25 protein-coding genes are annotated in these 26,443 nt (G+C 50.5%); all 25 read right to left on the reverse strand.

What is annotated here, in order from left to right:
- The 25 genes from ACYQ2N_RS03855 to ACYQ2N_RS03975 all read right to left on the reverse strand — a co-directional run bounded on the left by ACYQ2N_RS03855 (position 1) and on the right by ACYQ2N_RS03975 (position 26,370).
- Positions 1 to 636: a cobalamin B12-binding domain-containing protein gene (locus tag ACYQ2N_RS03855; RefSeq protein ID WP_459997609.1), complete on the reverse strand. Its 636-nt coding sequence runs from the start codon at positions 634 to 636 to the stop codon at positions 1 to 3.
- A 40-nt stretch (positions 637 to 676) separates the two neighbouring features.
- Complete coding sequence (hutH, locus tag ACYQ2N_RS03860) at positions 677 to 2,254, reverse strand: histidine ammonia-lyase (protein WP_459997610.1); 1,578 nt, start codon at positions 2,252 to 2,254, stop codon at positions 677 to 679.
- 15 nt (positions 2,255 to 2,269) lie between these two features.
- Complete coding sequence (locus ACYQ2N_RS03865; protein ID WP_459997611.1) at positions 2,270 to 3,727, reverse strand: trimethylamine methyltransferase family protein; 1,458 nt, start codon at positions 3,725 to 3,727, stop codon at positions 2,270 to 2,272.
- Between the two features lie 25 nt (positions 3,728 to 3,752).
- On the reverse strand, positions 3,753 to 5,204 hold the full coding sequence (locus tag ACYQ2N_RS03870) for a trimethylamine methyltransferase family protein (RefSeq protein WP_459997612.1): 1,452 nt from the start codon (positions 5,202 to 5,204) through the stop codon (positions 3,753 to 3,755).
- Positions 5,205 to 5,454: 250 nt separating this feature from the next.
- Entirely contained in the window at positions 5,455 to 6,444 is a 990-nt protein-coding gene (locus ACYQ2N_RS03875) for a 4Fe-4S binding protein (RefSeq protein ID WP_459997613.1), read from the reverse strand.
- Between the two features lie 107 nt (positions 6,445 to 6,551).
- Complete coding sequence (locus ACYQ2N_RS03880) at positions 6,552 to 7,502, reverse strand: glycine betaine ABC transporter substrate-binding protein (protein WP_459997614.1); 951 nt, start codon at positions 7,500 to 7,502, stop codon at positions 6,552 to 6,554.
- 211 nt (positions 7,503 to 7,713) lie between these two features.
- Positions 7,714 to 8,364 carry an ABC transporter permease gene (locus ACYQ2N_RS03885; protein WP_459997615.1) on the reverse strand — a complete coding sequence of 217 codons (651 nt, stop codon included), beginning with the start codon at positions 8,362 to 8,364 and terminating at the stop codon, positions 7,714 to 7,716.
- Complete coding sequence (locus ACYQ2N_RS03890) at positions 8,365 to 9,486, reverse strand: ABC transporter ATP-binding protein (protein WP_459997616.1); 1,122 nt, start codon at positions 9,484 to 9,486, stop codon at positions 8,365 to 8,367. It lies immediately after the preceding gene.
- Positions 9,487 to 9,573: 87 nt separating this feature from the next.
- Entirely contained in the window at positions 9,574 to 10,227 is a 654-nt protein-coding gene (locus tag ACYQ2N_RS03895) for an ABC transporter permease (RefSeq protein WP_459997617.1), read from the reverse strand.
- Between the two features lie 202 nt (positions 10,228 to 10,429).
- Positions 10,430 to 11,845, reverse strand: a complete 1,416-nt coding sequence (locus ACYQ2N_RS03900) for a sigma-54 interaction domain-containing protein (RefSeq protein ID WP_459997618.1) — start codon at positions 11,843 to 11,845, stop codon at positions 10,430 to 10,432.
- 98 nt (positions 11,846 to 11,943) lie between these two features.
- Positions 11,944 to 12,810, reverse strand: a complete 867-nt coding sequence (gene sucD, locus ACYQ2N_RS03905; protein WP_459997619.1) for a succinate--CoA ligase subunit alpha — start codon at positions 12,808 to 12,810, stop codon at positions 11,944 to 11,946.
- 3 nt (positions 12,811 to 12,813) lie between these two features.
- Positions 12,814 to 13,938, reverse strand: a complete 1,125-nt coding sequence (sucC, locus tag ACYQ2N_RS03910; protein ID WP_459997620.1) for an ADP-forming succinate--CoA ligase subunit beta — start codon at positions 13,936 to 13,938, stop codon at positions 12,814 to 12,816.
- A 21-nt stretch (positions 13,939 to 13,959) separates the two neighbouring features.
- A complete protein-coding gene (locus tag ACYQ2N_RS03915; protein ID WP_459997621.1) occupies positions 13,960 to 14,691 on the reverse strand; it encodes a GntR family transcriptional regulator in 732 nt (243 codons plus the stop codon).
- A gap of 3 nt (positions 14,692 to 14,694) precedes the next feature.
- Positions 14,695 to 15,297: a 2-oxoacid:acceptor oxidoreductase family protein gene (locus tag ACYQ2N_RS03920; protein WP_459997622.1), complete on the reverse strand. Its 603-nt coding sequence runs from the start codon at positions 15,295 to 15,297 to the stop codon at positions 14,695 to 14,697.
- On the reverse strand, positions 15,278 to 16,096 hold the full coding sequence (locus tag ACYQ2N_RS03925) for a 2-oxoacid:ferredoxin oxidoreductase subunit beta (RefSeq protein WP_459997623.1): 819 nt from the start codon (positions 16,094 to 16,096) through the stop codon (positions 15,278 to 15,280). Before ACYQ2N_RS03925 ends, ACYQ2N_RS03920 begins: the two co-directional genes overlap by 20 nt.
- Complete coding sequence (locus ACYQ2N_RS03930) at positions 16,096 to 17,319, reverse strand: 2-oxoacid:acceptor oxidoreductase subunit alpha (protein WP_459997624.1); 1,224 nt, start codon at positions 17,317 to 17,319, stop codon at positions 16,096 to 16,098. Before ACYQ2N_RS03930 ends, ACYQ2N_RS03925 begins: the two co-directional genes overlap by 1 nt.
- Positions 17,312 to 17,533, reverse strand: coding sequence for a 4Fe-4S binding protein (locus ACYQ2N_RS03935; RefSeq protein WP_459997625.1), 222 nt, complete (start codon positions 17,531 to 17,533; stop codon positions 17,312 to 17,314). The genes ACYQ2N_RS03930 and ACYQ2N_RS03935 overlap by 8 nt, the downstream gene beginning before the upstream one ends.
- 216 nt (positions 17,534 to 17,749) lie before the next feature.
- Complete coding sequence (locus tag ACYQ2N_RS03940) at positions 17,750 to 19,027, reverse strand: nickel pincer cofactor-dependent isomerase, group 22 (protein ID WP_459997626.1); 1,278 nt, start codon at positions 19,025 to 19,027, stop codon at positions 17,750 to 17,752.
- Between the two features lie 40 nt (positions 19,028 to 19,067).
- The gene (locus tag ACYQ2N_RS03945; RefSeq protein WP_459997627.1) at positions 19,068 to 20,225 is read right to left on the reverse strand and encodes a (Fe-S)-binding protein; all 1,158 of its coding nucleotides are present in this window, start codon (positions 20,223 to 20,225) and stop codon (positions 19,068 to 19,070) included.
- 16 nt (positions 20,226 to 20,241) lie between these two features.
- Positions 20,242 to 21,630 carry an FAD-binding oxidoreductase gene (locus ACYQ2N_RS03950; protein ID WP_459997628.1) on the reverse strand — a complete coding sequence of 463 codons (1,389 nt, stop codon included), beginning with the start codon at positions 21,628 to 21,630 and terminating at the stop codon, positions 20,242 to 20,244.
- A gap of 262 nt (positions 21,631 to 21,892) precedes the next feature.
- Positions 21,893 to 22,624: a FadR/GntR family transcriptional regulator gene (locus tag ACYQ2N_RS03955; protein WP_459997630.1), complete on the reverse strand. Its 732-nt coding sequence runs from the start codon at positions 22,622 to 22,624 to the stop codon at positions 21,893 to 21,895.
- Between the two features lie 143 nt (positions 22,625 to 22,767).
- The gene (locus ACYQ2N_RS03960; RefSeq protein ID WP_459997631.1) at positions 22,768 to 24,372 is read right to left on the reverse strand and encodes a putative ABC exporter domain-containing protein; all 1,605 of its coding nucleotides are present in this window, start codon (positions 24,370 to 24,372) and stop codon (positions 22,768 to 22,770) included.
- Positions 24,365 to 25,093 (reverse strand): ABC transporter ATP-binding protein, encoded by a 729-nt coding sequence (locus tag ACYQ2N_RS03965; RefSeq protein ID WP_459997633.1) that lies wholly within the window; start codon positions 25,091 to 25,093, stop codon positions 24,365 to 24,367. The genes ACYQ2N_RS03960 and ACYQ2N_RS03965 overlap by 8 nt, the downstream gene beginning before the upstream one ends.
- 64 nt (positions 25,094 to 25,157) lie before the next feature.
- Positions 25,158 to 25,871: a gamma-glutamyl-gamma-aminobutyrate hydrolase family protein gene (locus tag ACYQ2N_RS03970; RefSeq protein WP_459997635.1), complete on the reverse strand. Its 714-nt coding sequence runs from the start codon at positions 25,869 to 25,871 to the stop codon at positions 25,158 to 25,160.
- A gap of 109 nt (positions 25,872 to 25,980) precedes the next feature.
- Positions 25,981 to 26,370 carry a PaaI family thioesterase gene (locus ACYQ2N_RS03975; protein ID WP_459997636.1) on the reverse strand — a complete coding sequence of 130 codons (390 nt, stop codon included), beginning with the start codon at positions 26,368 to 26,370 and terminating at the stop codon, positions 25,981 to 25,983.
- Between the last annotated feature and the right edge of the window lie 73 nt (positions 26,371 to 26,443).

Consider the following 26,443-nt stretch of genomic DNA (forward strand, 5'->3'; position numbering starts at 1 on the left):
CTATTTTGCGGAAAGTTGTTTGCACAGATCCGTGGCAGCAGCAGCATCAGGAGCATAGCCATCAGCCCCGATTTGCTCAGCAAAGGATTGAGTTACAGGAGCACCGCCGATGATAATTTTGACACTGTCGCGCAGTCCTTCTTCTTTAAGAGCGTCAATCGTATCTTTCATGGAAAGCATGGTAGTGGTCAGAAGAGCGGACATGCCGATAACCTGAGGCTTATGCTCTTTCACAGCTTCGACAAATTTTGCCGGAGCAATGTCAACTCCGAGGTCGACAATTTGGAAACCGGCGCTTTCGAGCATCATGTTAACTAATTTTTTGCCGATATCGTGCAAATCCCCTTTAACCGTACCAATCACCACTTTGCCGGCAGTTGGCATATTGCTCTCAGCGATCAGGGGCTTAACCAGTTCGATTCCGGCAGCCATAGCTTTAGCAGACATCATAACTTCCGGCACGAACATATCCCCGGCTTTGAAACGAGCACCCACCACGTTCATGCCTGGCATTAGACCGTCGTTAATAATGCTGATGGGATCAACATTATCATCAATCATTTTTTGGGTGAGGGTTTTGACACTTGCAAAATCCCCGGCAATAACCATTTCCGACATTTTATTGAATTCACTCATTTGTTTTATGCCTCCTATAATCAATAGTATTATTTGATACTCAAGCAATTTCTCCTACCGCATCTAGTAAAACATTTCCGCGGAGAATTTTGACAGCCAATTCAATGTCAAGATAGGCTACTCTGTCTTCCTGAAGCTTCGGAATGTGCTGCCTGAAGGCATTGTAGGCCTCCTGAGTGCCTTTGCCCGGAGTATTCCCGCGCAGGTCGATCCCCTGGGCGGCGCAGAGCAATTCAATCGCCAGCACATACTGCGCGTTTTCCAAAATGGTGCGGGCCTTGCGCGCGGCGATCGTCCCCATGCTGACATGGTCCTCCTGGTTGCCGGAGGTGGGAATGGAGTCAACACTGGCAGGATGGGCCAAAACCTTGTTCTCCGAGACCAAGGATGCGGCCGTGTACTGAGCGATCATGTACCCGGAGTTCAGCCCGCCTTTCTCTGTCAGAAAGGCCGGCAAGCCGCCACTTAATTGCGGATTAACCAAACGCTCGACCCGGCGCTCGGAAATATTAGCCAACTCAGCCAGCGCAATCCCGAGAAAATCCATAGCCAAGGCTAAGGGCTGGCCGTGGAAATTCCCGCCGGAAATGACCTCCCCTTCAGCCGGGAACAAGAGTGGGTTGTCAGTGACAGAGTTGATCTCCACTTCGACCACGCTTTGCACATAGTGGATAGCATCACGGGAAGCCCCGTGCACTTGCGGCATGCACCTTAAGGAATACCCATCCTGCACACGCCCATGTTTAGCTTCAGCCAAGATCTTGCTTTCCGCCACCAGCTTACGCAAATGAGCGGCACTTTCGCTTTGCCCGCGATGCGGCCGCACCTTTTGAATCTTCTCATCATAAGCGTCCGCTATCCCTTCCAAAGCTTCCACAGTCATGGCTCCGATGATATCAGCGCTGTCCGCCAGCTTTATGGCATCATAAGTTGCCAGGGAAGCAATCGCTGTCATGACCTGCGTGCCGTTAATGAGCGCCAGCCCTTCTTTGGCCTGGAGCTGCACGACCGGAATCCCCGCTTTTTCCAACGCAGTCTTGCCCAGCATCCTGGTGCCCTGATATTCTGCTTCTCCTAAGCCGATCATAACCAAAACCACGTGCGACAGGGGAGCCAAGTCACCGCTGGAGCCCACTGAGCCTTTTTCCGGCACAAGCGGGTGCACACCCTTGTTCAGCATCCCCAGTAAGACTTCTACAACTTCCGGACGGATACCGGAGTGTCCTTTGGTGAGCGCGTTGGCCCGGAGAAGCATAATCCCGCGCACCACTTCCGTAGGCAAGGGGTTGCCGACCCCGGTAGCATGGCTCATGATCAGATTTTTTTGCAGTTGCTCCGTCTGATCTTTATTAATGACAACATTACTGAACTTGCCAAATCCGGTCGTAATCCCGTAGACAACCTTTTTTTCTTCCAGGAGGGTTCGTACCATCTGATACGAAATCTCCATGTTAATGGCACCCTGGGAGCTTAACTCCACTTTGGCCCCCTGGCGGGCTACAGCCACCACATCCTCGATCGTCAGGCTGTTGCCATCGATGCACACGGTTTTTTTAGCCGGAGTCGGTTGTTTTATGGCTGCTTTTTGATTACCGAGGGTTTCTGTTACTTCTGCCATCTCTTTTCCCCCACTTTACTGCTTTGCACCCAGTCTAACCCGTGCCTGGGCCAAGACCTCGGCAATCTGGGTTCGGACTTCATCAGAGACAGTTTCAGGTTGATGATTGTCCATGATGGCCTTCAGCTTAGTACGCGCCCGTTCGACCATCGTCTTGCTGCCAGCGGCCGACCAGTTCTCATAACTGTTAAAATCAGAGAGGTCGGACTGCCAGTTCTCTTTGAAATGCTTGGCCGTATGAATATCCCCCAGGAAATTGCCGCCGGGGCCTACCCGTTTGATCGCTTCAACTGCCAGAGATTCGCGGTCAGTGGCGATACCGTCGAGCATTCTGCGCGCCCTGCCAATCACTTCATTATTAATAAGCAAAAGCTCAAGCGATCCAGTTAACCCAAACTCCATGTAAAACACATCATGCATAATATTGCAACCCTGCAACGCGCCCATTAAAGTAAACATGGTGGCTTCCACCACGGCCTGCTCATCCGTGACCTTGGAATTGCTGCAGCCCGCATAACCCCAGGACGGAAGTTTATAGAAATGCGCTAAATTAACGAGCCCCCCCTGGAACATGACCGCTTCCGGCGTGCCGTAAACCGCCTGCATGGTGCGCATGTCCATCGGAGAATTGCCATAGCCATAAATAAAAGGCGCTCCCGCAGCTTTAAGCTGATGAATAACCAAGCCACTCAAGGCTTCCGCATTGGCCTGAACCAAGGCTCCACCCACAGTAGTTGGTACGGAAGCCCCGGCTACCCCGCCGCAGGCGAAGTTAGTCGGCACTCCATGTTCAGCCGCAAGCAAAAGCTTGTCAATTGACTCACGCGGGTGTTGCAACGGGGAAGTAGGCTCAGTGTACAGCATAAACAAAGGCTTCTGCCTTAACTTCTCCTTGCCTCCCACCGCAGCTGCGGCCATGGCGATAATATCTTTGAGCGTGTCCCCATCTTCGGCGATCACGACCTGAGGCTTCGTGGTATTTTGAAGCATGAGCGCATATTGCTCGCGGTTGATCATTCTCTTGTCAACGTCTGACAAAAGCCCCATGGACATCACGAAATCAATGTGCGGCAAATAATCGACAACTCTGATAGCGTTCGCTACATCTTCCTGCCGCCAGTTCCGCCGTTCCTGCGTAAACGGGTCAAGATAGTTAAGCGTGTCTGACCCCGTGCCGAAGTGAACCTTAGAACCCTCTAAATACAGAGCCGGTTCACCTTTGCGATTGTACATGGACACGCGTGAAGGGGCTGAGGCCAAAGAGTTTTCAACCAAATACGTCGGGAAATAAACCCGGTTGCCGTTTTCCACATGCGCTCCGGCTGCCCGCAAAAGTTCCACTGCTGCTTCATGGTGAATCACCATACCGGTCTGCTCGAGAATTTCACAGCTAGCCTGATGAATACTCTGCACTTGTTCCTCACTAAGGGTGCGGAAAAACATGCCGTTGCCGTGTACGCTTCCTACTGCCATTATTAACCCCCCTCTCCCCGTTGCTTTAGTTCTTCTCGACCTCGACAATAATCTCGTTCATCCCTTTAAGGACATCTTCTGTGAGCGGCTCCGGAGTGTGCTTGGCCACAATCTCTTGGGCCAGTTCCTTGGCCTTGTCTTCCACGGTCTTGGAACCCTGGGCCTCCCAGTTCTGCCAGAACAGGCGGTTAAACGTCGCAGGGGACCATATTTCCGAGCGAAAATGATTAAAAGTATGGGGATGGGCCACATAATTGCCGCCAGGGCCTACTTCATCGATCACATCCACAGCCAGGGTCTCGTGATTAATCTTCGTTCCTGCTCCCATGTAACGGGCTGCATCCATAAAATCATTGCACATGGTGAGGAAAGTTAAGGAGCCGGTTTTCCCGCCTTCGAGATAACCCACATCGTGAACTAGATTCGCACCCATTAATTGAGCCATCAAAATCCCGGTTCCTGCTTCCATCCCCGCTTGGGCATCCGGCACCGGAGCATTGACACACCCGGCTTCTGTAAAGTTGGGAATCCCGTAGTACTGGGACAACTGGGTCATAATCGCGTAATTCATCATGGTCTCCGGAGATCCATACAGGGTTGCGGTACTCCTCATATCCATGGGAGTGGCACCGCCGCCAATAATGATGGGAGCACCCTTCTGTTTCAACTGGGCCATGACCACCCCGGCCAGAGCTTCAGCATTCATGAGCACAATCGTGCCTGCTTTGGTCACCGGTGTGGTGGCACCCGAGAGTATGCCCGGGGTATACACAACCGGCACGCCGTATTCAAAACAAGCAAACATTTTACCGACACCGTCATTGGTGTGGACCAAGGGCGAAATGGGCTCAGAGTACAAAATCAGGAACGGATTCTGTCTAAGTTCTTCTTTCCCACCGGCCACCACGGCTGCCATTTTCAATTGCGCCCGCATGTTGCGCTCGTCATGGGCTGTCACGATCATCGGCTTCACCGTATTGGCAACCATCGCCTGAAACTGATGCAAATCGCTCACTTTAGCGGTTTGATCAGAAGCAATGGCATAACTCATCACAAAATCATAGTTAGGCAGGTAATCCATCACGCGGGCCGCCAGTTCCACGTCTTTCTTGGTGGAGCGCCGGTATTCCCCGCTTTCAAGGTCTATGGTAAAAGGCAGGTCTGAGCCGGTACCGAAATAAGTGCGGTTTGTTTCCAGCGGCATCACGCGCTCTTTCTTGCGGTTGGCTACCACAATTTTGCGCGGAGCCATCCTGATCGCTTCCTCTACCAGCCAGCCAGGAATCCTGGCCCGGTTGCCGTTGACAATACAGCCCGCATCTTTAAGGAGCTTAAGCGCTTCCGGGTGATCAACCTGGACCCCGGTCCTTTCTAGAACTTCCAGAGTCGCCAAATGAATTTCTTCCAGCTGGTCTTCTGTCACCCAGCGCAGCAAAGGTGTAGCTTGGTGTGTTTGATTGGAGCGAAATCTAGTCATCTACTCCTGTGACCTCCTCGTGCTTTAATATATGGAACGTTTTAGTTTAAAGAGATGGAAGGAAGTTGAGCTTGTGTTGTTAAAACTTTTGCAATATTCATGCCAAACCCTCCAAACCCCTGAAATTAGCTCGCAGACAGGCCTTTCACTCTTGCCAAACCTCACTCACACGCCAAAAACTTATGCTCACCTTAGTTTGTCCCAAGGCTGGGCGCAAGATTTCTTTGGCGCATATTTTTTTGGCGTTGCATCAACTTTTTGCACTTAATTGTTGCATATTAATAGCTTTACTGGGACAGGCGTCAGCACAAAGGCCACACCCCCAGCATTTCTCAGGATCAAAGCCGACTTGCGTGCGTGCCTTACCCTTAATCTTAATTTCTTCATCGGTCCGGTGAAAAGCGGAGAATTGACATTTGAGAGTACAAATCCCACAATGAGTGCACTTATCCAGGTCGCGCTCCGCAACATATTGAATTACAGGAAATACCCCTTTGGTTCCCTGTTCTTGCGCCAAACGGGTTGGGTAGCAGCAGCAGGAACAGCAGTTGCACATCCAGGTCGGGCCGTTCGTACGCCAGTCGCTGTTGACCTGGTGCATGAGGCCGTTCTTATGCGCCATTTTCACAATTTCTTTGGCTTCTTCTTTTGTCAGCTCGCGCCCTTGGGTTCTGTCTGTGATCGTATCGTCAAAAGCGAGGCAAGTTCCGGTCGGCCGCTCGCAGTTCTCGGCCAGGCGCCGACAGTTGCAAGGAACGAGACGGATCTTGTGCACCGAGTCCATTAGCTCATCCAAATTGCTAAGAAGCTCAAAAGTCTCAGGAGCCCGCGCCACCGCTTCCCCACGCGTCAGTTGGGCAATATAGGGCTTCATCCCTTCTTTATATACGTCATAACACCACCTGTCCAAAGCATCCCTGATCTCTTTGTCCAGTTCGCGGTAGTTCTCTCCAAATTTGCACTGGTAATCGAGCTTGTCATAGAAATCAGCAGCAAAATAGCGCAGCTCTCCATCTTGTTCTTCGCGGTTGGCAAGGTTCTTCAGATAAGCTTCTTGCAGAAGTTCCACAGCCTGTTTAAGCTCAATTCCTAATTTAGCCGCTACTTCCGCGGCACTCAACTTACCTCCGTCCAAAGTTAAGACCAAGTCAATATCTTTTTCCGATACAAAGTAAGATAAATAAGGGATAACAAATTCCGGGACAGCAAATAATTCAACAAAGCGCTCTATTTTGGACATAAAAAAAGCCTTCCTTTCTGTACCAGACGAGGCGAGTGCTAAGCCTTGCGCCTTCCCGATAATAGGACGGGAAGGCGCAAGGCAATGTTGACTTATACCAAAACGAATTACTTAATGAGCCCTTTGCTCTTTAAGAACGCAGTGGAAACTTCTTCGATAGATTTCTTGTCCACATCTACTTGCTTGTTGAGATCAGTAATCGTGGCGGTGTCAATCACAGAACTTAAAGCCTTTAGATCTTTAGCGAGATCAGGATAGGCATCGAGAATTTCTTGTCTCACAACCGGAGCAGCATTGTATACCGGGAAGGCCTGTTTGTCGTCTTTAAGCGCAACCAGGTTATCAGTAAGGATACGCGGCTCAGTGGTGAAGGCCAAAGCCAGGTCGCCCTTTTTGTTTTTCAGGGTATCGTAGTTTAAGCCCATAGCTACGTCGACAATATCTCCTTTAGGCATTTTGAAATCATAGGTCTTTTCAAAAGCAGGGAGTCCGTCAGCCCTCTCGTCCCACTCCACAAAGCTTACAAACTTAAGGTGGGTGCCGCTCTTAAGCAGGTTGACATAGTCAGAAGTGGTTTTTAAGTTGTATTTGTCAGCCACTTCTTTAGGAGTGACGATAGCATAGGTGTCGTTCAAAGGAGCATAGTCAAGCCAAGCAATGCCATTCTTAGCATCCCAGTCTTTGATAGCTTTATAAGCCGCTTTTTCCTCAAAAATAGGATCGGCCTTCATGAGCGCCAAAATTCCGGTGCCGGTGTACTCCCAGTACATATCAATTTGCTTGGATACAAGCGCAGGACGGATAACTGCCAGCTCGCCCAGGCCCATTTTGTTCTCTACAGGATACCCTTTGCTTTGCAGGTACTGCAGGCTCATAGTCCCCAGAAGCTGAGCCTCGGTAAATGTTTTCGAAGAAATCTTAATGGTCGGGCCTTTCTTAGTCGCTCCTGTGTCTGCGGATTGAGTGCTGCCGCAGCCGGCCACGCCGCCAAGAGCGAGTGCGAGAACGAGCGCCGATACAACGCTGATTAGGGTTAACTTTTTCTTGAACAATTTCATTAAACAATTCTCCTTCCTAGTAGGTACATCCCTTTGACAAACTTTTCCCCTGCTCCCGAAACCCCTCCTTCCTGCTTAAGCCAGCAGGCTTTATCCGATGGCTAAGTACCACTAAGACTTCCACTTCTTAGTGGAAGATAAGTGGCACTAAGCCCCTGGATAAGTTCAACTAGACTTCAGATGGACTTAAACTCCGGCTGAAGCAAGTTTCTCAGTGAGCCCGTACGCCGGGTGGAGTGATTTTATATTCCAGGTAGCTCAGAGCCCGGTCAAAGAAGATGGACATGATCGCTCCGAGGCCCGCCCCGACGATCAGGTATTCGGGCATAAACAGTGCCAGTCCGCCAATAATCATGTTGCCTAGGCCCCCGGCTCCGATCAAGGCCGCCAGAGTACCCACACTTACAACATACACGGTCGAAGTTCTGATCCCGCTCAGGATAATCGGCATCGCCAAAGGCATCTCTACTTCCAGCATAATCTGTCTTTGGCTCATTCCCATACCTGCTGCCGCTTCCTTAACATCCGCGCTGACTTCCAGGAGGCCGGCGATGGTGTTGCGTACGATCGGCAACAAACTCTGAAAAAGCAGGGCCACGACTGCCGGTTTAAGCCCCAGCCCTAAAATCGGGAGGGCCAGAGCGATCACAGCCATACCCGGAATCGCATTCAGGATGTTTAAGATATTAAGAGCAAATACGCCGAACTTCCGGTATTTCGGCCTTGTCAAAAATACCCCTAAGGGCACAGAAATGATGATCGCTAAAGCCACCGTAATCAAAACTATCAAAAGATGAGTCAGCAAAGCTTCCGGTGCTTTCTCAAAAAGGGCGATCTGAAAGCGTTCCCATGTCAGCTTCATTTACTCACCCACTCTCCGGTAAACATGCCTGCGGATATCTTTAAATGACATCATCCCCCAGAGCTTGCCCTCATTCAGCACTCCTAGATAGTCACAGTCATATTCAAGCATCACGGACAAGGCATCAGGCAAGGGAGTCGCGGTTTGGACCAAAGCTTTGCTCCGCTGCGCTCCGAGCATCTGCAAGCCTTCAGCATCACGCGGAGCTTCTCCGTTTTCCATTTCCTCCCGGGTCAAATAACCGTAAGGCTTGTCCTCATCATCGAGGAGGAAGGCCACTTCCGCGTGTTCAGCCTGCATCTTGCTCAGGGCATTTTCCAGTTCGCTCGGACGCACCCCACAGACATCCCGGCGGGCCGCTTCCTCCACACGGTAAAGGAAAAGCTTTTTCACGATCCTATCATACCCAATGAAATTCTCCACAAATTCATTGGCCGGATTAGTCAGCACTTCTTCCGGGGTGCCAAACTGCACTAGTTTCCCTTCCCCGAAGATCGCAATTTTATCTCCCATTTTTATGGCTTCGTTTATATCGTGGGTCACGAACACAATCGTTTTCCGGATTTCCTTTTGCAAACGCAGAAACTCGTCCTGCAAATGCGTACGGGCTATGGGGTCGACCGCTCCAAAAGGCTCATCCATCAGCATAATCGGGGGGTCAACCGCCATCGCGCGCGCAACCCCGACCCTTTGCATCTGGCCGCCGCTGAGCTGGGACGGGTACTTGTTCTTGGTCTTTTCCGGGTCTAAGCCCATCATCATCAGAAGCTCATCCACCCGCTTCACGATCCTATCTTTAGGCCACTTATAGAGACGGGGTACAATTGCAATATTTTCCGCAATCGTGCGGTGAGGCAAAAGTCCGATTTGCTGAATCACATACCCGATGCCCATGCGCAGATGATCAGGATCATTATCCATCACACTCTTGCCTTCAATGGTAATGCTGCCGGCCGTAGGTTCGATCATACGGTTAATCATGCGTAGGGTCGTGCTTTTGCCACAGCCTGAGGGGCCGACAAGCACGCATATTTCCCCTTCGGGTACAGAAAGAGTAAGGTCAGCAACCGCCGGGTGGGGTTGACCTGTATATTGTTTAGTAACATTTTTAAGCTCAATCATTGGGCATCCCCCTCTAACGTGTGTTTAGCTAGCGCGTAGCAGGTCTAATTACCCTGCCTTTCTTCATCCGCTGGTGTTGCTGTAATTTTAGCGACGAACTTTCATTCCCTTGGGGATGACCATTTTCTCAACCGCACCCAGAATAGTATCCAAGGCAATGGCAATGATCGAGATGATAAGAGCGCCCATAATAATCATCGAAGTGTTCGATCTGACGAGCCCTTCCTGGATGAAGCGACCGAGGTTGCGTTCTCCGATATAAGTAGCAATCGCAGCGATCCCTGTAGTCATAACCACCGTAATCCGAAAACCGGCAAAAATAACGGGCATACCCAAGGGCAGTTGGATTTCCCGCATGATGCGGCCAGAACTCATGCCCATCCCCTGAGCTGCTTCGATGACATCGCGATCGACATTTTTCACCCCATCATAAACATTACGGATGAGAGGCATCATCGCATACAGCACCAGAGCCAAGAGAGCGGATTTCCTGCCCAAACCCAAAGCCGGAATTGTCACCATGATCGCAAACAAAGACAAGCTCGGTATGCAAAAAATCGTATTGGCTAAAGCCATTACCCGCGCCGCCCACTTATCATTTTTCGTGAGCAAAAGCCCAACCGGAACCCAGATAAGCAGTGAGATTACTACGGCTGACAATACCAGAGTGAAGTGATTTTCGGTATACTCCATGATTGTCTTGGTATTGCGCTGAAAAAAATCCACTAAGTTGATGTCCACAATCCCACCTCACTTTGAAAATAATTTTATGCAAAATCCGTACCAACTTTCAGACAATTGCAAAGGTTGCAGCTTAAGCACCCCAGAAAAACGCAGTGCATATTTTCTTTGCTCTTCAGACAAAAGAAAAACGGGCTAAGCCTTGAATTAGCCCGAATTCCTGCTGTGCTGCAAAATTTTCTGTCACTGCCAAAAAAATTTGCTATCCCATTTGTTCGATTCCCAATTTGCGAATGCGGTACTGCAAATTCTGGCGAGCAATTCCTAAAGACTCAGCAGCTTTGGTAATATTGCCCCCGTGGGCCCTCAAAGCTTCGGTCAGCACTTGTTTTTCAGCATCGCGGAGAATCTGGGCAAGTGTACCCTCTGCTTTAACAATATTCCCTCGTAAAGCAGCATCCTGACTGACAAACCTGGTTTTCAGATACGGGGGAAGGTGTTCTACCCTAATAATCTGACCCCCGTCGAGCATATTGACAGCACTCTCGATAACATGCTCAAGTTCGCGTACATTACCAGGCCACGAGTAGTGCAAGAAAGCTTCCTTTAGCTCTGAGGAGACCCGTACCTCTTTCCCACCGTAAATTCTTTGAAACTTATGCAGGAAATACGTTAGCAAAGCCCCAATATCTTCTTCCCGTTCCCGTAGCGGGGGAATATAAAGTGAAATCACCGCCAATCGGTAAAAAAGGTCTTTGCGTAAACTCCCGGTATTAATGGATTCCCACGGGTCCACATTGGTTGAACTGATAACCCTGCAGCGCACCGGGATCTCCGCGGTTCCTCCCACCCGGCGCACAGACTTCTCCTGCAGCACGCGTAGGAGTTTGGCCTGCAGACTTATACTCATGGAGTTTAATTCATCTAAAAAGAGAGTCCCTTTTCCGGCTTGTTCAAACAGGCCTTTGCCATCCACCGCTCCGGTAAAAGCTCCTTTGACCGTACCGAAAAGGATGCTCTCTAACAGGGTTTCCGGAATGGCGGCACAGTTGATGGCAACAAACGGCTCGTCTTTGCGGCTGCTGTAGTTATGAATTGCCTGCACTAACAGTTCTTTACCTGTACCTGTTTCTCCGAAAATGAGCAGGGAGCCGTCTGCTTCGGCCGCTTTTTTGGCAGAATTAATTAGGTTTTGCATCCCCGAGCTGGCAAAGATCATCGAGTCGAAAGAATAGCGGGTGCCATTGCTGCCCACATACTCCTGTTCCTGCCCGATCTGGTCCTGAAGCTGCATTGTTTTCGTCAGTAGCTCTTTAAATTTGGTAATATCCCGACAGACAGAATATGCTGCCACGACCTTGCCTTCATCATAAACCGGAAAGGTGCTGGCAACGATAGTGATTTCTTTGCCATTAGCTGTAAAATACGTTTTTCTCTTTTCCAGAACAGGCTGACCGCTCTGGATTACGCTCAGGTGTTCGCTCGTGTCAAAGGTGACAGCATCATAAACTTCTGTCAGGTGCTTCCCGATTACACTCGGCGGCTCAAGACCTTCTAACTTGCCCAACTCTGAGTTATAGAAAATAATTTTGCCCGTGTTATCAGTGACAATAATTCCCTCGTGGATGGATTCAAACACCGCTGATAAAACTTTAGCAAGCGGGACTTGGCTTAACATTTGTCCCTTCCCCCAGATCTAATGCGAACTTTTTAATGCGCATCGGAATTTTCGTGTAACATCTTTAGCTTCGCTAAATTTGAGCAAAATTCCTGCTTCTATTGAACAAATTCAGCTACAAGTTCGCTCACTTCCCACGGCAGGGCTGCCACTTGCGCTCCCGCGGCAGTAAGCGCTTCGACCTTGCTTTGGAAAGTCCCTTTCCCCCGTTCGATAATGGCCCCGGCATGTCCCATCCGTTTGCCGGGAGGTGCACTTTTGCCCGCGAGAAACGCGACCACCGGCTTGCTCATCTCTTTAATATACTCTGCGGCCGTTTCTTCTGCATTCCCGCCGATTTCCCCGACCAAGACTACCGCTTTGGTTTCAGGGTCAGCTTCAAATTTCTTAAGTATGTCCACAAAGGAAAACCCTACGATTCTGTCCCCACCTAAGCCTACGACGGTGGACTGCCCGATCCCTGCTTTGGAAAGCTGGGAAACTATTTCATAGCTTAAGGTGCCGCTGCGGGCGACGACTCCGACTTGTCCAGGCAAGAATATACTGTTGGGCATGATCCCGATCTTGGATTTCCCAGGGGAGATGACGCCGAAAGTGTTAGGCCCTACGATTTCCACCCCTTGTTTGTGGGCGAAGGCCATGATGTCCATGGCATCATGAAGCGGGACGTGCTCGGTGATGATGACCAGGGTTTTAATTCCTGCTTCCATGGCTTCAAAAGCCGCATCTTTGACAATTTTAGCTGGGATAAAGATGACGGATGCGTCTATGGGCTCATGTAATACTGCTTCTTCGACACTGTTATATACAGGCACCCCCTGAACGTCCTGCCCCCCTTTGCCGGGTGAGACCCCGGCGGCGATTTTACTCCCGTAGGCAAGCATTTGCAGAGTGTGAAACTGCCCTTGGTTGCCGGTCATTCCTTGAACCAGGATTTTGGTGTTTTCATTGAGGATGATGGCCATGGTTTAAGCCTCCTTTGCTCTTGAGTGAGCTAAAGCTACTACGCGTTCGACGGCTTCTCCGACTTCTTCGTATGAATTGATCCCGTGTTCGCGCAGGATGGCGACTCCGGCGGCTTGGTTGGTGCCGACTAAGCGGATGACGACCGGGATTTTTATGTCGAGGGCGTTTTTTACTTGGACATAAGCCTTCGCTACGTCATCACAGCGGGTAATACCGCCAAAGACGTTGATGAGTAAGGCTTTGGGCTTAGTGGAAAGGAGAATTTCCAAAGCATGGGCCATGGCTTCGGTGCTTGCGCCCCCGCCTGCATCCATGAAGTTGCGCGGGTCTCCGCCAAAATGCTTAATAATGTCCAGGGTGGCCATGGTGATCCCGGCACCGTTGGCCATGACCCCGATATCCCCTTCAAGTTCGACATAGGAAATGCCAAGCTCACGCGCTTTGACTTCCCGTTCTGTTCGTTCTTCGACTACGGGGACTTCCTGGGCATAGCGAAAAGCTGCTTCATCATCGAGCGTGATTTTGCCGTCAGCGGCTAAAACGCGCCCGTTTGACACGACCAAGGGATTGATTTCCACGAGCTCAGCGTCATACGTGCGAAAGATCTCATACATTTTAAGGATGATTTCACTAGCCTGATTGGCTTCCTCTCCGCTTAAACCTAAGCGGCGGGCAATCTCTTGGGCAGCGTAGGGTCTAAGCCCCACGGTAACGTCAATTAAGCGCTTGCTTAGTTTTTCGTCCGGCACTTCCTCGATTTCCATGCCTCCGGCAGCGGAAGCGAGCAGGAGCGGACGCTTGGCATTACTATCAACTGTGATAGCTACATAAATTTCTTTATCGATCTTAAGTTTTTCTTCAACGAGGATAGTTTCTACTTTTAAGCCCTTAATCTCTAAGTTTAAGAGTTCGCGGGCTCGTTCCACCGCATCTTCGGCCTTGTCTGCAAATTTAATTCCTCCGGCTTTGCCGCGCCCGCCGGAGAGCACTTGGGACTTAAGCGCCACGGGTGCAGTTTGGCTGACAAAGTCTGCTACAGCTTCCGCTTGGGTAAATACTGCCCCTTGGGGAACAGCGATCCCGTTGTGGCGGAAGATTTCTTTGGCCATGTATTCGTAAAGCTTCATCTGCTTAGATCCTTTCTTCTCTTACTGCTCTTCTGCAGAGCCAATGCGCTGCCCCCAGTATTCGAGCAGGTCTTTTAAGGCGCTTTCGAGGTGTTCCTCTATTCTGTCTTTGGCCTTAGCAGAGTTACGCTCCAAGAGAGCTTCGTAGATGGCTTTGTGCTCCTGGACCATGATCGGGGCGCGCAGGGTGAGAAAGCCGATGCTCGACTTTAAAAAGCCGTTCCAGAGGCGCACGATCATTTTGTAGAGGCGGGGAGATTTGGCAGCAGTGTAGATTGTTTCATGGAAGGTGACATTAAGCTTGGAAAGTTCAGTTAAGGCGTTGCTCTCAAGGCATTTATCCATACTAGTGCAGATTTGCTCCAGTTCTTTGAGCCCGTCTGCAGTTAAGTTATTGCATGCCAGTTGCACCGCGGCTCCTTCGAGGAGCGCGCGCATGAAGTAGATCTCCCTTAAGTCATCCAGGCTAAAGGAGGCTACGGAAAAACCTTTGTACGGGTGAAAGTCTACGAGGTTGTCTGCTTCCAGCCGCAGTAAAGCTTCTCTGACGACCATTCTGTTAACTGAGAGTTCGACTGATATTTCGTCTTGCAAGAGGCGGTGTCCAGGAGGCAGGATGCCGGAAAGGATGGCATCGCGCAGGTTTTCGAAGACCATTTGCTGGGCAGATGAGTGATTTTCTGCTTTTTCGAGAGGTATCGGTTTACTGGGCACGCCGAAGTTGCCGCGGTATTTCTCGAGCATTTCTTTCATGAGTTAATCCCTCCTTAGTTTAACTATATTCTTCCCTGCCTCCAGCGCCTTCTTATTAAGCTCGACGTAGGCTTTGGGAACCCTCTTTAAGACAGCTGCTTCCAGAGCTTCCGGGCTTACAAGGTTGGCGGCGCTGTTTAAGGCACCTAAGGCGACGATGTTGCCCACCATTTCTTTGCTCAGATCCTGCTTGGCTGTCTGGATGATCGGGAGGCTTAGGACGGTGGCCTTGGTCTCCGGGACATTTTCCACCAGGAGGGAGTCCACGATAACCAAAGCCTTCTTGGAAGCAAGCGGCAGGTACTTGTCACAGGCTTCCTGAGTTAGAGCAAGAAGGATGTCCGGTTGTTCCACATGCGGGTAATCTATAAGTTCCTTGGAGAGAATGACTTCCGCGCGTGAGGCTCCTCCTCTGGCTTCCGGGCCGTAGGCCTGAGTTTGGATGACGTTGAAGCCTTCGCTTAAGGCGGCGTCAGCGAGGATGATTCCGGCCAGGATCAAACCCTGCCCGCCTGAGCCTGAGAGCTGGATCTGGATAGGATCAGGCCAGGTTTGTTTATCGATGTCCAGCTTTAGCTGGGCGAGTTCACTCTTGTCCGCGGGCACGTTTGACCACCTCCATATATGCAGCGGTAAATTCAGGCGCATCGTGCCTGTGTAAGACACCGATGGTGAATTGTCCGTCTTTCACTTCCGCTTTCCCGGCGCGCACTTTATCGATCCAGACGGCGTTGTCTTTCTGCCAGCGGACCATGTCACTGGGAGATGCCATGCCATTGCGTCTGCCGTAGGATGTGGGGCAGTGGGTGACGGCTTCGATGAGGGAAAAGCCAGGGTTCTGGGCCCCTTCCATGATGAGCTGGGTGAGAAGCTGGTTGTGGTAAGTGGTAGCCCGGCCCACATAGGTGGCACCGGCTCCTTCGGCCAGGCGGCAGATGTCAAAGGATTGTTCGATCATGCCGTAAGGAGCAGTGGTTGCTTTTTTGTCCCGGGGAGTTAAAGGGGAAAACTGCCCGCCGGTCATGCCGTAGATGTTGTTGTTAAAGATGATGGCAGTTAAGTCGATGTTGCGCCGAGCAGCGTGGATAAGATGGTTGCCGCCAATGGCTGAGGAGTCCCCGTCTCCCATGATGACAAAGACTTTCAGGTTGGGGTTGGCGAGTTTGATGCCGGTGGCGAAGGGGAGGGCCCGGCCGTGGGTGGTGTGAACGGTGTCAAAGTTGAGATACCCGGCGGCCCGTGAGGAGCAGCCGATGCCGGATACGATGACGACTTCATCCCGGGGGTAGTTTAGTCTTTCTAAGGCCACGGCGAAGTCGCGCAGGATGATGCCGTTGCCGCAGCCGGGGCACCAGATGTGCGGGAGGGTTTCTTGGCGGAAGTAGTCCATAACATCGAATGACATTATTTCCCCTCCTTTGGCGTGTCAGCTTGATGAGACTGCACAGACTTATGAGGCTGAGGCTTAGCGGACTTAGGTGATACGACAGGCTTCAGCGCTCTAAGTGCTTCTAAGATTTCATCAGGGTTAAACAATTCACCGTCCACGCGGCCAAGGTGCTTGACCGCAGAGCGGCCTTTAGCGATTCTTTCTACTTCCAGGACCAATTGACCCAGGTTCATCTCTGGTACCAGAATCGGGATACCGCGCTCTGCCACTTCCTCGACAGCTTGTGCCGGGAAAGGCCAGATCGTGGTAGGTCTGATCATACCGACTTTAATCCCTTCCGCACGCGCCAGTTTGAGCGCACGCAGGGCGGTACGGGCCGTGCCGCCGTAAGCGAAGATGACGATCTCTGCATCTTCGGTTTGCGTTTGTTCGTATTCGATGATTTCTTCAGTATGGGCTGCTACTTTCCCGCTAAGCCTGCGAATAAGCTCGTCTGTTACTTTGGCGCTCCCGCTGGGGTGTCCGACTTCATCGTGCACGAGTCCGGTGACATTGCAGCGGTAACCCATGCCAAAGTCCGCTACGGCGGGGACTTGGTCTATGGCTCCGCCGAAAGGTTTATAACTCTCGCGGTCTCCTTGGGGACGCGGTCTTTCAACGAGCTTTAGCTGGCGCGGGTCAGGCATTCTGACTCCTTCGCGCAGATGGGCGACCACTTCGTCCATAAGCAGGATGACCGGGGTTCTGAACCGTTCGGATAAGTTGACTGCTTTAACGGTAAGGGTGTACGTTTCCTGAGCGGACCAGGGGGAAAGTACAATGGCCGGATGATCCCCATGCGTGCCCCAGCGCGCCTGCATGACATCCCCTTGGGCCGGTGCGGTGGGACGCCCGGTGCTTGGCCCTCCGCGCTGGACATTGACGATGACGCACGGAACTTCAGTCATGCAGGCATACCCGAGGTTTTCCTGCATGAGAGAAAAGCCGGGGCCGCTGGTAGCGGTCATGGCTTTGACGCCTGCAAGAGAGGCTCCGATGATGGAAGCGATGCTGGCGATCTCATCTTCCATTTGGATGAATTTTCCTCCTAAAGTAGGCAGCTTTTCAGCCATCCCTTCGGCAATTTCAGTTGAGGGAGTGATCGGGTAGCCGCCGAAGAAGCGAACCCCTGCGTCTAAGGCTGCCTGGACGCAGGCTTCATTTCCTTGCATTAACCGGACTTCTGCTAATTCACGCATCTTTTATCACCCTAATCGCAAAATCTGGACAGGTGCTCTCGCACAAGCCGCAACCTATGCATTTTTCAGCCTCCACAACTTGAATCTTGCCCAAAAAATCCAAGGCCAACACGGAGCGTGGACAGGCTCCAACACACAGATTACATCCTTTGCACCATTGCTTTTTGATTTCGAGCTTACAAGTCGGGGTTTTCGTTGTGTCTACCTGGACCAATTTCTCTTCCTCCTTACCCAACCAAATATATTCTTTTTTCCGAAAAGTTTTCTTCTTCTTTTTTGCACTTCCGCAAAATTACGTTGCGCAAAGCTTGTTGCACTTCCCGCTTTGTCTCCTCATGGCCAAGATGTGTTGCACTTTTGTGCCTATTACGGTGCAAGAAGTATGCCATTGACTTTGTCTGCAAACGAGCTCCTATGATGTCAGTCCCTTTCACCATGGTTCAAGCAAACTCCCATTCTCCGCAAAGTGCATCGGCCGAAGATCTCCCACGATCTCTATTCTGGAATCTAACCGTGCTTGAGCGAGGAGGTGTTCAGAAATAAAAATCTCATCCAACTTCAGGGTATTCTTAATCCTAACCATTTTGATCGTGTTGTAATCCACCTCACAACACGTCTGAATGGCCGCTTTAATCGCCAGCAGATCACTCGGCATAACCACCGGGATCTTCGAGGCTTCCGGCACTCTGGACGTCAAAGGGTTAGGATAAGTCTGATTAAAATCAAGCTTCTCAAACACCCTTCTGGTACACACATCAGCCAATCCCAGGCCATGAAAATTTCCATGTGTTTCCTCGGTTAAGTCTAAAACAACGATCCTTTGCACAGTAGGCTCACACTTCACTGCCGGGGTAGGAAATCGGTTGATAATGTTCGTATCCATACCCAGGCCGCTGATGTTCTTGCCTATCTCATCGACGATGAGGACATCATATTCTGAAAATAGGATGTGCGGTAAGTTGCCCCTGGCCTCCTGCAGGAGCCCCGGCTCTCTTGCTAAAATTTCTTCTCTGGGAAGCGCTACAATCTTGCTGGTCTCGTCATACGCATTCTCTAAAATGCCCACGCCAAAAATCACGTTTGATTGTTCAAGCGCCACCCGAGCGATGTCTTCTATTCTCCGGGACATCTGAGCTGGTCCTGCGGCATGGCAGATCTCGGCCCCTTTTTGTTTGCCCAACCCGATCGCGATCATCTTAGCCAAGCCACTCTCAAAAGACCCGTGGAAAGAAGTATGCGGTTTCACCCGACCAACCACCACGGTGGCATCTGCCTTGGTGGCGGCATACTTATCGAAGTATACCGGTATCCCGCCGGCGGACTCTCCAACTTGTACGACATCCATGCTGGCATGGATCGGAGCACCCACCGTCTTCTCGCTAATTCCTAAGCTGCGAAGTACTTCAACTTGTCCCTCAGCCGTCGCACCCCCATGACTCCCCATGGCCGGGATGATAAATGGTTCTGCTCCCACTGCCTTCAAATTCGCCACTACTTCCCGAAGGATCAGGGCTATGTTCGCGATGCCCCTGCTTCCGGCCGTGACAGCCACCCTATCCCCGCTTTTTATTCTTCCGAGAATTTGCGGACGTGCCAAGGTTTCCCTTAACGCCATAGGAATATCTGAAAGTGTGGGTCTGGGAAAACTCTGCCTTATTCTTGCCATTTTGGGAATTTCCATCGGGGCAAGTAACTGCTCTAAGCTCATCTGGCACCCTCCTCAAACCGATAAAGGAAACTCAACTTATTCATAAAACCTGACTAATGTGCATCACTTTGAAATGGCCGCTTTGCTGTTCTCCTTTTGCCAACTGCATTAAACAGGCGGGACACTCTGTCACAACGACATCGGCGTCCGTGCTTTCGATGTTCTTGACCTTTTCGGTTAAAATCTTTTGGGCAGCTTCCGGAAAATCAAGATAAAATGTCCCGGCCCCGCCGCAGCATTTGTCCGCCTGAGGCATTTCCACATACTCTGTGGCACGTTGCAAAAGGTCCCTCGGCTGTTTCTTTATTCCTTGTCCCCGCACAAGATGACAAGGATCATGATAAGTGACTTTCAAAGCGTTCTTACGGTTTGGCTGATAGCCGACTTCATAAAGATATTCGCTTAATCCCATTACCTTTTGGCTAAACTCCTGTGCTCTTTCTGCCCACAGAGGATCAGCGGCCAGACGATGCCCATACTCTTTCAGGGAACTGCCGCAACTGGCACAATCCGTAATGATCCGATCCACATTCGCAAAAGATTCAATATTTTTCTTGGCCAAAGCTTGAGCTTGATCCGCCATGCCATGGGCCAAATGGGGCATCCCGCAGCAGGCACTCTCAGGGGTGATGACCTCAGCCGTCTTATTCAGCAATTTGACTGTCGCCTGGGATGCCGCCGGGAAGAACATCTTCATCGCACACCCCTGGAAATAGGCGATTTTACCGTGAAGCGGCATTTCCGGACGTGTCATTTCCGGGAGAGGAGGAAAAGCAGCGGGACCCGCAGCCATTTCTTGAAAATGACTCTTTAACTTCAAAGTCCCGGCCGCCAGGCTGATGAGCGCATTGTTTCCAAGAAAGCCTGCAATAAGTTGGTGCTTAGCCCGGCGTCCCAACTTTTCAGCCGTATATTGCCTAGCCTCAATCATCGCCTCATCCGTTTTAACCTTGCTCGGGCAATTCTCCGTGCAAGCCTTGCACAACAGGCAAAATTCAAAGGCTGCAGCAATCCTGGAATCGGCGGTTAATCCGCCCTCGATCATGGCTCTAACCGTGGCGAGCTTGCCCCTGGCTACTGCCGTTTCCCGGTGAGTCACATCATACACCGGACAAACGGTCAAACAGGCTCCGCAGCGGTCACACTGATTAACGGTTGCTTGGATCTTATCAAGAGACATTATTTCATTCTTCTTCACAAGCATTCATCCATTCTCAGAAGATCTTCCCCGGGTTAAGTATCCCTGTCGGATCCAGGGCCTTCTTGATGCTCCGGATCGTCGCCATGCCCGTTTCCCCCAAAGCATCAGCAATATAGTCTTTTTTGGTAATTCCGATCCCATGTTCGCCGGACAGCGTTCCACCCACAGCCAAGGCTGCTTTAAATATTTCGCCAACTGCTTTGTCCACTTTTTCCTTTTCCCCCGGAAGGCTCAGGTCTGCGAGGAGGGAAGGGTGTAAGTTTCCGTCCCCGGCGTGACCAAAAACCGCCAATTGCATGTCATATCTGGCAGCAATTTCCCGCAAGCGTTTGACAATTTCCGGCAAAGCATCACGAGGTACGGAAATATCTTCGGCTATTCTATTCGGAGCAAGCGCCGCAACTGCAGAACTCATACCTCTCCTCAAACTCCAGAGTTCATCTTCTTCCTCTTGGGTCTTGGCAATCCGAAATTGTACAGAGCCACACGCTGCACATATTCTCTGAGCTTCCCCGGTTTGTCCCTCTAAACTTGTCTCGTTGTCCCCATCGAACTCAAAGATGATTCCAGCCTTGACGTTGGGATCCAGTTCAAACTTCCTGAATTTAGCAACGGCCTGAATACTGATCTGATCCATAAGTTCCGCTGCCGCCGGAATGGCACCCGACTTAATCGACCGGCTCACCGCTGCACAGGCTCCTTCCAAGGAGTCAAACAAAGCCTGGGCCGTTCGCCGCATTTTGGGCATAGGGATCAGCTTCAAAGTTGCCTGGGTGATAATTCCCAAGGTGCCTTCCGAGCCCACAAACAACCGGGTCAAATCATACCCTGTCACATTCTTAATCGTCTTACCCCCGGTTTGGAGCACACTCCCGTCAGCCAGAACGACCTCAAGCCCCATCACATAATCCCCGGTCACCCCGTATTTGACAGCCCTCGGCCCCCCGGCATTTTCCGCGATATTTCCTCCAATCGTGGAATGTTTCAAGCTCGAAGGATCAGGAGGATAAAACAGGCCCTGTTGTGCACAGTACTGATAGATATCCTGAGTCTTAACCCCAGGTTCAACCGTAATCATCAGGTTTTTGTCATCGAACTCAAGAATCTTATTCATTTCATCAAGGCACAATACGAGGCCACCTTCGACCGGAACGCTTCCGCCGGTACGCCCACTGCCCAGACCCCTGGCCACAACCGGTATCCCGTACTTATTTGCCAGTTTCATGATTCTGGCGACTTCTTGCGTCGATTGAGGTTTAATCACCAAGTCTGGTTTGGCCGCCGGAATCAGCGGTAAGAACGAAGCATCGTAAGAGTAAGTAAATAAGTCTAGGTTTTCGCGCAAAATGTCTTCTGATCCCACGATTCGGGAAAACTCGTCCATAACTTTCTTGTCAATCATATTTTCCCCCCTTGTGCTCTCCAAAAATTTGAGATGGAATGAAAGTGCGTTCAATTTTGACAGAAAAATCAAGAATCCAAGAGTATGTATGTTGTATGACAACTACAGTCTAACACCGCACATCCCTTTTTGACAATACTATATTCCACGCGGATGCGTTCGCACGCAAAAAAACAGAAAGAACGGTGAATAATCCCCGTTCTGTATTTCTATCCAAGATCCTTGTACAATTCCTATCGCTTTGTCCCTGTGCCAACCCAAATTATTCATTCGGCAGATGTACCTTGTTTTCAGTTGCTGAACCGAAGGAACCGGTGATCTTTTCCCAAACTTTTTCCAGGTGGACTTGGCTTTGCACCTTGGCCAAATCCGAGTGTTTCTCTTTAATAGCCTCAAATATGGCAACATGTTCTTTGTAAACTTGCTGACGCTTGCGCTGCCGCCCTACATTTTGAGCTAAAGTCAGAGCAAGGCTTCGATGGTAGTGTTTAGAAATATAATCCACAATATCCAACATGATTGGATTCCGGGCAGCGACGACGACTGCCCTGTGGAAAGCGAAATCTTCTTCATCCCCAATGGCTTTTTCGTCACCGCTCACAGTCTCAAACCGGATTAAAGCCTTTTCGAGATGCTCCAAATCTCGTTCGTCCCTGCGTTGAGCGGCCAGGGCTGCAGCTTCCGGCTCAATCATCTGTCGCATTTCCAAGAGATAAAGTGTATCTTTGACATCCATTACCTTATCAACAAGCGGCTGTAGAACCGGAACCTCGAAAGCAGCTTTTACGTAGCTTCCTCCACCCTGACGTGACTCAATCATGCCCGACGCCGTCAGGACACTCAGGGCTTCACGCACAGGGGAACGGCTTACCCCAAACATCTTGGCCAATTCGTTTTCCGAGGGCAGACGATCCCCATAGGCATAATGACCATACTGAATCATTCTCATTAATTCTTCAACAATCTGTTCCGATGCTTTACGTCTGGATATCATATGCATCTCACCTTTTTACGCGAAACTTCTTCAATTTCCCAAACTCGTTCTTTCTTCTTGGCCTTAAACGAACAACATAATTTCACTGTTATGTTATTCTCCCTAATTGAAGTAATTCCTTCCCCGCCGCACCAACCATCTCCTTAGTCCGTAAACTCCCGCATCTCAACGTACGCATAGATCTTGTCAGACAAAAGCAGAATCAGGGTTCCGACGATTACTTCCGCGAGAATTATCCCTACCTCAATCATACGGTCTCCACCCCCAAGAAAGTACCCTGCTGCACCACCTGCCGCGGCAGTTAAGGCCGTAAGTAAAAGCTGGAGAAAAACCAGCAGCGGATAAAATATTTTACGGTCAAGCGAACTCGGCAAGATGGCATACGCCAGCGATGTAAGGTTAGTCAGTTCATAATAAACAGACACCGTCAGCAAGGAGAGGGAGGCTGCATTCAGCCAGATCCGTTCCCCAGAGGCAACCACTAGGAAAAGATTCAAAAGAAAAATGTTGAGGGCGAAGCGCATTATAGGAAGAACATTGATCGCCAGCATCTTACACAGAAATGAGCCGGGGAGGGTATAAATATAAGGCAGGGCCAGCTCCGAATTAACCGGAGAAATAGTGGTGCGCAAAATGAGGATATACAAAATAACTCCGTTAACCATAAACAGCAAGCCCTGGACATCAACATTGCGCCAATTGGCAAAGCCGCCAATGGCCAGACCGGCTAAGGCTGCTGCCAAGCTTATATATCCAAGGTATTCATTAAAACCGTAGCGCCGTTGCGAGACCACCTGTTTGAACCAAAAGGCACCGCTTCCCAGATACCGCGGTTTAAGCGCGACTTCGCGGCCTCGCCGCGAGAAACGGGAAAAATCCCAAGCCTGCCACGCCCCGCCTTTCCTTTTTGTTGCCCGTGCTTTTTCCATCTTGGCGCTGAATTCGATGACATCTTCATAGTAATCCTGGGCCAAACGAAAAACCAAATAATCAACTAAAACGATAGTTAACAACAGGAGCATTAGAGAAGGATAAGTTCCCCCTGCCTGGCCTGTTAAAGCGACTTTCACCGGCTCAACAATCCAGCTAATGACCGGAAAATAGCGGATGCCTGGAACTTGGTAGCCGAAGGCAAGGTGGGAAAGATTAAAGGTTGGCCACAGCACACTCAGCCAACTCCCTACAACCCACACCAGGCTCAATCCTAATAACCCTTCTATCCCCTTAATGCGACCATAGCGTTTAGCTCCTAAGAAAATCAGGAAAGAAAGTGAAGGTAACAAGAGCGCGATCGCAGCCACTGATAAGTAAACAAAAAAAAGGTTTATCCCCCACACCCCAAAGTTAATCAGACTCGGGGTAACAAAAAGCAGTAGAAGCGCACTCTTGGCCAGAGTGGCCGGAATCTTTTTTAACATATTCCAGAATAAAATGCGGTTCGGTGCCAGCGGGGAAGGAAAAAGCAGGTTCACATCCCCCATGTTAAAAGAAAAAGCCGGACGCTTCAAAGCGGAAAATCCAGCCCAAAAAACCAACCCGATCACGGCTAGCGCATATCCTGCCACGATCAAATCCTTCCCTTGAGTAAAAACAGTGCGCCTGTTGCCGAAAGCTGGGAAAACCACCAACACAACCCACAACGCAAACAAACCATATGTAATAAGCTTTTTAGGATTACGGCGAATTTCTACGATATAATTCTTGGCCTGATTCAAATCCAGGCGCAGCATTAACAAGTAATCACGCATTGGCTGTGACCTCCAGGAAAAGTTCCTCCAGGGAAGCGTTTTCTCCCCCCAAGCGAGTGCGCAACTCTTCCAAGCTCCCGTCGGCGATTATTTTTCCCTTTTTCAGGACAATCACCCGGCTGCAGATGTTTTCGATCGGATCTAATAAATGCGTGCTGATAAACAAAGTTCTCCCTGCTTCCTTAAGCTTCAGGGCCAACTCCTTGAAGGTCCGGATGGCTTTGGGATCAAGTCCGATCATGGGCTCATCGAAAAAGAGAATTTGCGCTTCAGAGATCACCCCGCAGCAGAGGGAAAGCTTTTGTCTCATCCCTTTAGAAAGAGCTTTGCTGAATTCCTGCTTTTGGTCCAAGATTTCAAATTCCTGCAACAGTTCTTCCGCCCTCTCCTCCCACCCCCGAACCTCGTAGGCGGCCGCGATAAACTGCAAGTGTTCCCAAACGGTAAGCATCCCGTAAAGCTGAGGGATCTCCGGCACATAAGCACTAATGCGTTTAGCTTCCCGGGAACCCCTCGGATACCCGTTAATAAAGATTCGTCCGGAAGTCGGCCTTAAGAGCCCGATGATCGACTTAATCAACGTACTTTTGCCTGCCCCGTTCGGCCCTAGCAAACCAATGACTTCACCCGGCTCTAACGCAAAGCTCACATCGGATAGAGCTGTCTTAGACCCAAATGTCTTACTCAGGTTTTCTACTTGGAGAATTTGTTCTAGCGGCATGTCTTAACACTCCGTTTTCTATTTAGAGGTTGTCGGCTGCACAGCACCCTGCAACCTTTTTAGCCTAATTATTATCACTAATACCGGCCTGAATTAAACCCTTAAACAGCATCCTGCTATGTCCTGCTCCACTCATGCTTTCCGGATGCCACTGTACTCCGACACAAAACTTAGCCCCGGATTTTTCAATGCCCTCGATTACTCCGTCAGGAGCAAGCGCATTAAGCATAAATCCCGGCGGAATTACCGACACTGCCTGGTGATGAAGGCTGTTGACTGCAATCCGCTTTTCCCCCAAGATTCGGGCCAAGGCCGAATCCTTGACCTCAACTTCATGCCAGGGAAATTGGCGCGGTGCTGTTTGACTGTGAAGCATCGCTCCCTGATGCTGGGAAGAAATATCCTGATATATTTTACCCCCGGCAGCGACGGCCAGCACCTGGATTCCCCGGCAAATTCCCAGGAGCGGAAGGTCACGCTCCAAAGCGGCTTTGCTTAACAGCAGTTCACCGAAATCACGCTCCGGCTGGCATTCCCCAATTCCCCGGCGTGGGTCTTCCCCTAAGTAGTACGGGGAAATATCCCCTCCTCCCGTTAGTACCAAACCATCGAGCAAATCCAGAACCTCCTGGGCTTCGTTCAAAGACTCTACCGGCGGCAGCAACAGTGGGAGCCCTCCGGCTTCTTTGACACTCGTGACATAGTACACACGGGGAAAAGTTTTAAGTTCCTCTTGGCCGTGGGCCACCGTGATCCCAATCACAGGTTTTTTGCTCATATCTCCCCACTCCTTTCTCTGCGCTTCCGTCTTCACTTCCAGTTTCACTCTATGGCTTAATATCCTTTCTTTTGTTATCTATGTTCGCATCTTAGGCCTTGAAATCCTCTCAAACCGTGCGTCTCACGAAAACCCCGGTCCCTTCCGCAGCCACTGTGCCGTCTTCCAGGCTAACGCTGCCAACGGTGCGAAATATTTTACCCCCACCTTTAGCTATTTCCCCGCGCAGGTACAACATACTTTCCGTGGGCGCAGGGTTGCGAAAGCGCACCTCCAAGTTGGCAGTAACACTCCAAACACCCGTCTGCTCAATGGCCTTGGCCATAATCTCATCCAAAAGCGCGGTCACAATCCCTCCATGCACAACGCCGGGATAACCCGCATACTGCCCCGGAATCTTCACTTCAGCCAACGCAACCCCATCCTCGTAGCGACACTGTAGATGGAGTCCATATGGATTCTTGGCCCCACAGACAAAACACTCATTGTACTCTTCCATACCCCAATTCCTTTCATCCGGATGCAAATAAAAACAGCGTTGGCTTTGGTGAGTCCAGTACGCTGTTCATTCC

This window comes from Paradesulfitobacterium aromaticivorans (assembly GCF_054657415.1).

What these genes read in the sequence shown, in the direction of transcription:
- ACYQ2N_RS03855 (WP_459997609.1), bottom strand. Translation starts at nt 636, where the DNA reads ATGAGTGAATTCAATAAAATGTCGGAAATGGTTATTGCCGGGGATTTT.
- hutH (WP_459997610.1), bottom strand. Translation starts at nt 2,254, where the DNA reads ATGGCAGAAGTAACAGAAACCCTCGGTAATCAAAAAGCAGCCATAAAA.
- ACYQ2N_RS03865 (WP_459997611.1), bottom strand. Translation starts at nt 3,727, where the DNA reads ATGGCAGTAGGAAGCGTACACGGCAACGGCATGTTTTTCCGCACCCTT.
- ACYQ2N_RS03870 (WP_459997612.1), bottom strand. Translation starts at nt 5,204, where the DNA reads ATGACTAGATTTCGCTCCAATCAAACACACCAAGCTACACCTTTGCTG.
- ACYQ2N_RS03875 (WP_459997613.1), bottom strand. Translation starts at nt 6,444, where the DNA reads ATGTCCAAAATAGAGCGCTTTGTTGAATTATTTGCTGTCCCGGAATTT.
- ACYQ2N_RS03880 (WP_459997614.1), bottom strand. Translation starts at nt 7,502, where the DNA reads ATGAAATTGTTCAAGAAAAAGTTAACCCTAATCAGCGTTGTATCGGCG.
- ACYQ2N_RS03885 (WP_459997615.1), bottom strand. Translation starts at nt 8,364, where the DNA reads ATGAAGCTGACATGGGAACGCTTTCAGATCGCCCTTTTTGAGAAAGCA.
- ACYQ2N_RS03890 (WP_459997616.1), bottom strand. Translation starts at nt 9,486, where the DNA reads ATGATTGAGCTTAAAAATGTTACTAAACAATATACAGGTCAACCCCAC.
- ACYQ2N_RS03900 (WP_459997618.1), bottom strand. Translation starts at nt 11,845, where the DNA reads ATGTTAAGCCAAGTCCCGCTTGCTAAAGTTTTATCAGCGGTGTTTGAA.
- sucD (WP_459997619.1), bottom strand. Translation starts at nt 12,810, where the DNA reads ATGGCCATCATCCTCAATGAAAACACCAAAATCCTGGTTCAAGGAATG.
- sucC (WP_459997620.1), bottom strand. Translation starts at nt 13,938, where the DNA reads ATGAAGCTTTACGAATACATGGCCAAAGAAATCTTCCGCCACAACGGG.
- ACYQ2N_RS03915 (WP_459997621.1), bottom strand. Translation starts at nt 14,691, where the DNA reads ATGAAAGAAATGCTCGAGAAATACCGCGGCAACTTCGGCGTGCCCAGT.
- ACYQ2N_RS03925 (WP_459997623.1), bottom strand. Translation starts at nt 16,096, where the DNA reads ATGTCATTCGATGTTATGGACTACTTCCGCCAAGAAACCCTCCCGCAC.
- ACYQ2N_RS03930 (WP_459997624.1), bottom strand. Translation starts at nt 17,319, where the DNA reads ATGCGTGAATTAGCAGAAGTCCGGTTAATGCAAGGAAATGAAGCCTGC.
- ACYQ2N_RS03940 (WP_459997626.1), bottom strand. Translation starts at nt 19,027, where the DNA reads ATGAGCTTAGAGCAGTTACTTGCCCCGATGGAAATTCCCAAAATGGCA.
- ACYQ2N_RS03950 (WP_459997628.1), bottom strand. Translation starts at nt 21,630, where the DNA reads ATGATTGACAAGAAAGTTATGGACGAGTTTTCCCGAATCGTGGGATCA.
- ACYQ2N_RS03955 (WP_459997630.1), bottom strand. Translation starts at nt 22,624, where the DNA reads ATGATATCCAGACGTAAAGCATCGGAACAGATTGTTGAAGAATTAATG.
- ACYQ2N_RS03960 (WP_459997631.1), bottom strand. Translation starts at nt 24,372, where the DNA reads ATGCGTGATTACTTGTTAATGCTGCGCCTGGATTTGAATCAGGCCAAG.
- ACYQ2N_RS03965 (WP_459997633.1), bottom strand. Translation starts at nt 25,093, where the DNA reads ATGCCGCTAGAACAAATTCTCCAAGTAGAAAACCTGAGTAAGACATTT.
- ACYQ2N_RS03970 (WP_459997635.1), bottom strand. Translation starts at nt 25,871, where the DNA reads ATGAGCAAAAAACCTGTGATTGGGATCACGGTGGCCCACGGCCAAGAG.
- ACYQ2N_RS03975 (WP_459997636.1), bottom strand. Translation starts at nt 26,370, where the DNA reads ATGGAAGAGTACAATGAGTGTTTTGTCTGTGGGGCCAAGAATCCATAT.